Source organism: Staphylococcus sp. 231237_7MaSpsaltlick, assembly GCF_043107035.1.
In genome coordinates this window covers 1-509 of the sequence record NZ_JBICNX010000321.1, presented here as the reverse complement: position 1 = coordinate 509, position 509 = coordinate 1, and the positions used below count along the sequence as shown (strand labels likewise).

General features: G+C 33.2%; 1 protein-coding gene. It reads left to right on the top strand.

Annotated features, from left to right (window positions below; all coding sequences use genetic code 11):
- Positions 1 to 509, top strand: a 509-nt coding sequence (locus ACF91D_RS31690) for a hypothetical protein (RefSeq protein WP_392438688.1), incomplete at both ends; no start/stop codon positions are given.

Below are 509 nucleotides of genomic sequence, written 5' to 3'. Positions count from 1 at the left end.
TTACTTTGTAGAGGTTAGCAAACCTTTATTAGCTTCAGAACAAAACCAACTAATGAGTAAGACAGACAATCCAGTTGAAGGATTAGATGATGAAAACCAACCTACAAAAGGTAACTTCGGACTTAAGCAAAGAAACAAACAGCATACTGATGACATATTATTAGCATCTTATTACCATAATAAACAAGATATTATGATAGACAGTAAAAAGCATTTATTATTAGTGTCTGACAATCCAGATGACATATCTGATCAATTTAAATCTTTAAATGATCTTTATAAAGAAGACTATGCAGGTTTGCAATTAGAATCAGATGCTGGAGATCAAGAGCATTTGTTTAAAGAATTAATCACACCTCCCGAAGGTAGTATTTATGAAGATACAATGATGAGTACGGATTATGTAGGATTTGACCATACAGTTCGAAGAGGACTAAATGATGATAGAGGCGTACCAATAGGAGAACTAACAGCATCAATGACTGATGGTACTGCTATGATGGATTTAA